Raw genomic sequence first — 1,983 nt, 5'->3', positions numbered from 1 at the left:
GGTCACGATCTCCCGCCTCTCGGGCATCAGGGCCACCGCCGAGGCGATGGCGGTGGCGGTGGCCTCGGTGGCGCAGGAGGTAAAAATTATCTCGCTGGGATACTCCGCCCCGAGCAGCGCCGCCGCCTGCTGATGCGCGCGCTCCAGCGCCGCCTGGGCCGGAATGCCAAAATCATGAATGGACGAGGGATTGCCGTAAAAATCGGTTAAAAAGGGCATCATCGCTTCGAGAACCATCGGGTCTAACCGGGTGGTGGCGTTGTTATCGAGATAAACCTGTTTCATCTTGTCCCCCTTGGGTCAGTTAACCGCGGCCTATGCCGCCACCACTTCCATATAACAGCCGGTACGTTCCATCAGCTTTTGCTGCAGCCAGGCCAGGGTCATGTCGGTCATCATGCAGCCGCTGCAGCTGCCGGAAAGGCTGACGGTGACCTGGTGGTTGGCGACGCTGAGCAGGGACATATCCCCGCCGTCGGCCTGAATATGCGGGCGCAGTTCGGCGATGGTGTCGACCACGCTCTGCCAGTGCGGATCTTTGCCGCTGGCGACGGGGAGGGGCTTCTGCGGCCGCTCGGCGAGGATCGCCGCCAGCGTCAGCTCGATTTGTTCATGGCAGGAGGTGCAGCCGCCGCCGGCTTTGGTGTAGTTGATCACCTCCTCAAGCGTGGTCAGGCCGTTGTTGAGCACCGCGCGGCGGATATGCCCTTCATCGACGCCGAAGCATTTGCAAATCAGCCGACCCTCTTCATGCTCTTCGTCGAGGCTCTCGCCGCGAAAGTTGGCGATGGCCGCACGCAGCGCCTCCTGGCCCATCACCGAGCAGTGCATTTTCTGCGGCGGCAGTCCGTCGAGGTAGTCGGCGATCTGCTGGTTAGTGACCTCTCCGGCTTCGGCCAGCGTGCGGCCAACGATCAGCTCCGTCAGCGCGGAAGAGGAGGCGATGGCGCTGCCGCAGCCAAAGGTCTGAAACCCGGCTTCCTCGATAATTTCAGTTTGCGGGTCGACGCGCAGCATCAGGCGCAGCGCGTCGCCGCAGCTCAATGAACCGACATCGCCCACCGCGTTGGCGTTGTCCACCACGCGCGCGTTGCGGGGATTAAAAAAATGGTCTTTCACTTTCTCGGAGTAATTCCACATGCTGTCAGCTCCAGGGATGATGACGGAAAACGCCGGGGCGCGTTCCACCGCGGAAAGCGCGGTGATGGCTATCAACAAGCAAATGCAGTACCAATGAATAAATACGTTTATTTTTAAATGGTTAGAATCTACATCTGACAATGCCGCCCGACAGTGTCGCTATTTTTTGTGGGGTTTGTCACAGAAACGACAGGGTTAGCCGCGCGGCTCGCGATCCTCCCGCCACTCCTGCTCCTCGAGCAGCCGGGTAAAGCGCTCCGGGTCGCGCCTGCGGGCGCTTTTGCGCTGCTCTTTGGCGTACCAGTAGAGCTGGATCTCCTGCAGCAAATCGACAATTTTGGTGTCTGCGGGCACGCGTTCTGCGCGCACGCCAACCTGCAGCAGCTGGCGAAAAATCGCCTCGCCGATGGCCACGCAGAACAGGGTGACGCAGTCCTCAAGGGCGTGGATCCGCTGGCCGATCTTCTCCGCCTGGTGGCCGCTTTCGACCGTGAAATCAACCACCCTAATCAGGGTGACCCGATCCGCCTTGACGCCATACACCACCAGCCGCGGCGTGGCGCCAAAGTGGCGGTCGACGTGACGATAGTCGGAGCTGGCAAAGGCGACCTTCATGGACCATTCGTCGGAATGGACCATGTCAAACTGGCGGTTAATGGGCGGCATAATCGGCTCCTGGGGTGAAGGGCGGTTCGGCGTTCTGGCGCAGCGGCGAGCGGTAAAGGGCGACGTGGCGGTGGCGATCGCGCATCAGGTTAGCCAGTTCAAACAGCGTATCGCGCATCCCGCTGTAGCCCTGCCGCACCCGGCGGAACTCGCCGAGCCGGTCCAAGAGAGGGAAGC

The 1,983-nt window shown here is 61.4% G+C and carries 3 protein-coding genes and 1 pseudogene; all 4 read right to left on the bottom strand.

Going from position 1 to position 1,983, the window contains the following annotated elements:
• On the bottom strand, positions 1–285 hold a 285-nt coding region (locus PFH44_RS27085), incomplete at its 3' end, for an aminotransferase class V-fold PLP-dependent enzyme (protein ID WP_283826759.1).
• A gap of 30 nt (positions 286–315) precedes the next feature.
• A complete protein-coding gene (gene nifU, locus PFH44_RS27080) occupies positions 316–1,140 on the bottom strand; it encodes a Fe-S cluster assembly protein NifU (RefSeq protein ID WP_045858149.1) in 825 nt (274 codons plus the stop codon).
• A gap of 195 nt (positions 1,141–1,335) precedes the next feature.
• Positions 1,336–1,806, bottom strand: a complete 471-nt coding sequence (locus PFH44_RS27075; protein WP_045858147.1) for a NifB/NifX family molybdenum-iron cluster-binding protein — start codon at positions 1,804–1,806, stop codon at positions 1,336–1,338.
• Positions 1,793–1,983 (bottom strand): annotated as a pseudogene (locus PFH44_RS27070) (nitrogenase iron-molybdenum cofactor biosynthesis protein NifN); the annotation flags it as partial. The pseudogene PFH44_RS27070 and the gene PFH44_RS27075, both read right to left, overlap by 14 nt.

This window comes from Klebsiella sp. Ech2A (assembly GCF_030078455.1).
Taxonomy (GTDB): domain Bacteria; phylum Pseudomonadota; class Gammaproteobacteria; order Enterobacterales; family Enterobacteriaceae; genus Klebsiella; species Klebsiella terrigena.
Note: the sequence above shows the minus strand (reverse complement) of the source record. Positions and strands in the feature narration are given on the sequence as shown.

Excerpts from the sequence above, each read along its gene's own strand:
- PFH44_RS27075 (WP_045858147.1), bottom strand. The coding sequence starts at position 1,806 with ATGCCGCCCATTAACCGCCAGTTTGACATGGTCCATTCCGACGAATGG.
- nifU (WP_045858149.1), bottom strand. The coding sequence starts at position 1,140 with ATGTGGAATTACTCCGAGAAAGTGAAAGACCATTTTTTTAATCCCCGC.